The 5,402-nt window shown below is 74.3% G+C and carries 5 protein-coding genes; 4 read left to right on the top strand and 1 reads right to left on the bottom strand.

Annotated features, from left to right (window positions below; all coding sequences use genetic code 11):
* The coding region (locus tag ACFW1I_RS37890; protein WP_384678593.1) for an FAD-dependent monooxygenase at positions 1-481 on the bottom strand (481 nt) is incomplete at its 3' end.
* A 440-nt stretch (positions 482-921) separates the two neighbouring features.
* On the opposite strand from ACFW1I_RS37890, the gene ACFW1I_RS37885 reads away from it, so the two are divergent.
* The 4 genes from ACFW1I_RS37885 to ACFW1I_RS37870 all read left to right on the top strand — a co-directional run bounded on the left by ACFW1I_RS37885 (position 922) and on the right by ACFW1I_RS37870 (position 5,246).
* A complete protein-coding gene (locus ACFW1I_RS37885) occupies positions 922-1,626 on the top strand; it encodes a response regulator transcription factor (protein WP_384678591.1) in 705 nt (234 codons plus the stop codon).
* A 95-nt stretch (positions 1,627-1,721) separates the two neighbouring features.
* Positions 1,722-3,350 carry an ABC transporter substrate-binding protein gene (locus tag ACFW1I_RS37880; protein WP_384678590.1) on the top strand — a complete coding sequence of 543 codons (1,629 nt, stop codon included), beginning with the start codon at positions 1,722-1,724 and terminating at the stop codon, positions 3,348-3,350.
* A 46-nt stretch (positions 3,351-3,396) separates the two neighbouring features.
* Positions 3,397-4,353 (top strand): ABC transporter permease, encoded by a 957-nt coding sequence (locus ACFW1I_RS37875; protein ID WP_384678588.1) that lies wholly within the window; start codon positions 3,397-3,399, stop codon positions 4,351-4,353.
* Positions 4,350-5,246, top strand: a complete 897-nt coding sequence (locus tag ACFW1I_RS37870; RefSeq protein ID WP_384678586.1) for an ABC transporter permease — start codon at positions 4,350-4,352, stop codon at positions 5,244-5,246. Before ACFW1I_RS37875 ends, ACFW1I_RS37870 begins: the two co-directional genes overlap by 4 nt.
* The last annotated feature ends 156 nt before the right edge of the window (positions 5,247-5,402 follow it).

Below are 5,402 nucleotides of genomic sequence, written 5' to 3'. Positions count from 1 at the left end.
CCTTGCGCACCGCGCTGCGTCCGCCGTCCGCGCCCACCAGGTACCGGGCGGTGAGCGTCAGCGGCCCGTCCGGGGCCTCGGCGCGGACCCGCACGCCGTCGGCCCGCTCGTCGAGACCGACGAAGCGGTGACCGCGCCGGATGTCCGCGCCCAGCTCGCGCGCCCAGGACTCCAGCACGCTCTCCGTGAGCGACTGCGGGACCGTCCTGGCCGCCTTGTGCGCGCCGTCCAGCAGACCGAAGTCCAGCGGGATGCCGCCGAAGTGGCCCTGCGGGCTGGTCGCCTGCTCCCCGAAGCGGGGCAGCAGACCGCGCTGGTCGAACGTCTCCATCGTGCGGATCGTCAGCCCCAGCCCGCGCGACTCCCCGGTGGGGCGGGCCAGCCGCTCCAGTACGACGACACCGACACCGGCCAGCCGAAGCTCTCCGGCGAGGGCCAGGCCGGCGGGCCCCGCCCCCACGACGACGACGGACACGTCCATCCGGGTCTCCTCTCACAACTCTCGGGCGGCCGATGCGGGATTCACGGCCCGGGCCGGCGGGTGCCGCCCTTTTCGGGTGGCCCGCCGGAAGGCCATGAATATCGTCGGCCCGCCCGTCCGGCGTTTTCAACCCGAGATTCCCAGGACCGGCAAAAGGACGTGTGAGGCGAAAGTCAACGAGCGGGGCCGTGCAAAGAAATCGGCAAGCGAATGTCAGAGGAACTGCAAATCTCCCGGACCGGCCCCGGAAACCCCGGGCCTGTGACCCCGGTCACTGCCGGAAGCCCGCGGCCTGCCTAGCCTCGGTACCTGTGTCCGTACCGGGCACGGAGCGCCACCGACGTCGCTCCCCGCCGTCTTTACAGGCTTGTGAATTAACCGAGCCCGGGGTTGTGACGACTCGCCAGGCACTGTCAGGCTGCAAAGTCGTACGACCGGGCATGAAACCGGGGGAATGGATGCATGCACTGGTGGTCGATTCCGATCCGGCTGAAAGCTCATTCATCAGCGACGAACTGAAACGCCATGGATTCGATGCGATGAAATGTGTGACAGGAGCCGAAGCCCTCGACCTGCACGAAGAATTCGATCTGCTCCTCCTCGATCTGCGGTTACCCGACATCGACGGTCTGGAGGTGTGCCGCGCGGTGCGCGCCACGAGCGACATCCCGCTGATCGCCTTCGCCTCCGCCGACCGCGGACTCGACCGGGTCCTGTGCCTCCAGGCCGGCGCCGACGACTGCCTCGCCAAGCCCTACGGGCCGCGCGAACTCATCGCCCGCATCGAGGCCGTGCTCCGCCGGACCCGGCCGGCGCAGGCGTCGTCCCGCCGCACGCCGTCCGTGCTGGCCCGCGGCTCGCTGTGCATCGACCCCGCGACCCGGGAGGTGCGGCTCAACGGACGGCTGATCAAGCTGACCCGCAAGGAGTTCGACCTGCTGCACCGCCTCGCCGCCGAACCCCACACCGTCCACTCCCGCGCCCGGCTCATGGCCGACCTGTGGGGCTACCGCGGCGACTACGCGCCCGACGCCCGGGCCAGCCGCACCATCGACACCCATGTCAGCGCCATCCGGACCAAGTTGGGGGCCCCGGACTGGATCGTCACCGTACGCGGCGTCGGATTCCGCTTCGGCCGCACCTGAGACAGCCCCCACCGGCCCCCTTCCGCCCACGGACCCCGTTCCGCCCACGCCTCCCCGTCCCACCACTCCGCCCGCACGACAGGAGCCACACCGCCATGCCCGCCGACCGCACCCCTCTCCGCCGCCCCGCCGGCCCGAGACGCCTCGCCGCCCTCGCCGCCGTCCTGCTCCTCGCACCGCCGCTCGCCGCCTGCAGCGCCTCCGGCTCCGACGGCGACGCCGCCGGACCGCGGTCCGGCGGCCGCCTCACCTTCGCGCTCTCCTCCGACCCCACCTGCGTCGACCCGCACCAGGCCGCCACCAACGACGCCATGTACGTCACCCGCGGCCTGGTGGACTCGCTCACCGACCAGGACCCGAAGACCGGCCGGATCGTGCCCTGGCTCGCCAGCTCCTGGGAAGTCGACGACAACGCCTCCCGGTTCACCTTCCGGCTCCGCGCCGGCGCCACCTTCGGCGACCGGACCCCGGTCGACGCGAAGGCGGTCAAGGCCAACTTCGACGCCGTCCACGCCCTGGGCGCCCGATCGATCCTCGGCTCCGGGTTCCTCCAGGGCTACCGGGCCACCCGAGTGGTCGACGCGCAGACCGTCGAAGTGACCTTCGACGGGCCCAACGCCCAGTTCCTCCAGGCCACTTCCACCCCCACCCTCGGCCTGCTCGCCCCCGCCACCCTGCGCCGCACCCCCGAGGAACGCTGCACCGGCCCCCTGGTGGGCTCCGGCCCCTTCACCCTCACGACCTACACCCCCGACACCTCCGTCGAAGTGGACCGGCGCGAGGACTACGCCTGGGGCTCCCCCCTGTGGAAGAGCCCCGGCGCCGCCCGCCTCGACGGCGTCTCCTTCCGCGTCGTGCCCGAGTCCGGCGTCCGCACCGGCAGCCTCACCTCCGGCCAGGTCGACGCGGTCGCGGGCGTCGCACCACAGGACGAGGCCCTGCTCCGGGGACAGCGCGTCTCCGTCATCGGACGCGCCAACCCCGGCGTCCCCGTGGCGCTCAGCGCCAACACCGCCCGCCCCGTCGCCAAGGACCCCGCCGTCCGCCGCGCCCTCCAGGCCGCCGTCGACCGCGACGAGGTCGTCGACACCGTCCTCAGCTCCAGCTACCGCCCCGCCACCAGCTCCCTCGCCGGGACGACCGACGGATACCGCGACAACCGCGCTCTCCTCACCCACGACGCCGCACGCGCCGCCTCCCTCCTGGAGGCGGCCGGCTGGCGGGCGGGCGACGACGGCATCCGCGTCAAGGACGGCCGCCGCCTCGAACTGAAGGTCATCCTCGGCACCAACTTCGGCCCCAACCAGTCGGCGCTCGAACTGATCCAGCAGCAGGTCAGGAAGGCCGGCATCCAGCTCACCCTGAGCGTCCTGTCCATCGCCGACTACCAGAAGGCCCGGGGCGCCGGCGACTACGACCTCGCCTGGGGCAACGGCACCCGCACCGACCCCGACATCCTGCGCACCGCGTTCTCCGCCAAGCTGCTCAACCTCTCCCGCATCAGCGACGCCACGCTCCAGCGGGACCTCGACGCCCAGGCCGCCGCCGTCGACCCCGCCCGGCGCGCCGCCCACGTCGCCGCGGCCCAGCGCCGCATCCTCGAACAGGGCTACCAGATCCCGGTGTTCGAGATGACCACCGTCGTCGCCCTCTCCCGGACGGTGCACGACCTGACGTTCGACGCCTCCTCCCGCCTCCAGTTCCACGACGCGTGGCTGTCGTGACGGCCCGGCACACGCCCGCGCGGCCCACGGGCACGGAGGCACACCGGTGAAGCGCCGCCTCCCGCGCGTCCTGGCCCAGGCGGTGTTCGTGCTGTGGGCCGCGTACACGGTCTCCTTCGCCGTGCTCTACCTGCTGCCCGGCGACCCGGTGACCATCATGGCCGCGGGCGGCGGCGACGCGAGCTCGGTCACCCCGGAGCAGATCGCCGCGCTGCGCGACCGCCTCGGGCTCGACCGGCCGGTGCCGGAGCAGTACGCGACCGCGCTCTGGAAGGCCGTCCACGGCGACTTCGGCACCTCCGTGCACGGAGGACGGCCCGTGACGGAGCTCATCGCCGACGCCCTGCCCGCCACCCTCCAGCTCGCCGGCGGCACCCTCCTGCTGGCCCTGCCGCTGGGCGCCGCGATCGCCCTGCTCGGCACCTATACCCGACGGCGCTGGCTCCGGCAGCTCCTGCTGTCCCTGCCCGCCGCCGGGGTGTCGGCACCCACCTTCTGGGTCGGGCTGCTGCTCGTGCAGCTGGTCTCGTTCCGCTGGGGGCTGCTGCCCGCCTTCGGCAACGACGGCTGGAACGCGCTGATCCTGCCCTCGGTGACCCTGGCCCTGCCCGCCTCCGGACTCGTCGCCCAGGTCTTCGCCAAGAGCCTGCGGACCGCGCTGGCGGAGCCGTACATCGACACCGCGCGCGCCAAGGGCGCGGGCCGGGCCCGCGTCCACCTCCGGCACGCCGCCCGCAACGCCCTCGCCCCGCCGCTCACCGTCGCCGGAGTCCTCACCGGCGGGGTCCTGGCCGGATCCGTGGTGGTGGAGACCGTCTTCGCCCGCACCGGCGTCGGCCGGCTCACGGCGACGGCGGTCACCACCCAGGACATCCCCGTCGTCCAGGGGCTCGTCGTCCTCGGAGCCGTCGTGTACGTCACCGCCAACCTCGTCGTCGACCTCGTCCACCCGATCGTCGACCCCCGCGTCGGGGCGACGGACCGCCCGGCGGTGACCGCGTGACCGACCTCGCCACCGTCACCGCCGGGGACGCCGCCGGCCCGCCCGCACCGCCCGCCCCTCGCTCGCGCGCCCGCCACGCGGCGGCCTTCTGGCGGGCCAGGCCAGGACTCCTGCTGTCCGTGGCGCTGATCGCCGTCGTCCTCGCCGCGGCGCTCTTCCCCGCACTCCTCACCGGCCGCGACCCCCTCGCCGGCGTCCCCGGCGAACGGCTGCTGCCCCCGAGCGCCGACCACCCCTTCGGCACCGACCAGCTCGGCCGCGACCTCTACGCCCGCGTCGTGCACGGCAGCGCGCTCACCCTGCGCGCCACCGGCCTCGCCGTCGCCGTCGGCCTCGTCGCCGGCTCGCTCGTCGGCCTGCTCGCCGGCTACCTCGGCGGGCGGGCCGACGACGCCCTGATGCGCCTCACCGACGTCCTGCTCGCCGTCCCCGGACTGCTGCTCTCCCTCGCCCTGGTGACCGCCCTCGGATTCGGCACCGTCGAGGTCGCCGTCGCGGTCGGCGTCACCAGCGTCGCCATGTTCGCCCGCATCATGCGCACCGAGGTCCGGCGGGTCGCCCGCACCCCGTACGTCGAGGCCGCGCGGGCCGGCGGCGTGCGCTGGTACGCCGTGCTGTTCCGGCACGTCCTGCCGAACGCCGCCGCACCCGTCCTCGTCTACGCCGCCGTCGACTTCGGGGCCGTCGTCCTCCAGGTGTCCTCGCTGTCCTTCCTCGGCTACGGGGCCCGCCCGCCACAACCCGAGTGGGGCTCGCTCGTCGCCTCCGGACGCGACTACCTCGCCGCCGCCTGGTGGCTCACCACCCTGCCCGGACTCACCCTCGCGGCCACCGTCCTGGCCGCCAACCGCATCGCCCGCGCCCTCGACGGCGAGGCGAGGGAGACACCATGACCGCCACCCCCACCCCACCCGCGGCCCCGGAGACCGGGTCCGGGGGGGGGGGGCGGCGCCCCGCCGCCCCCCCCCCCCCCCCCCCCGCCCCCCCGCGGCGCCCCCCCGCCCGCCGCCCCCCCGCCCCCCGCGCACACACACACCCCCACCCCCCCA

It is taken from the genome of Streptomyces sp. NPDC058955 (assembly GCF_042741435.1).
Lineage (GTDB): Bacteria > Actinomycetota > Actinomycetes > Streptomycetales > Streptomycetaceae > Streptomyces.
Note: the sequence above shows the minus strand (reverse complement) of the source record. Positions and strands in the feature narration are given on the sequence as shown.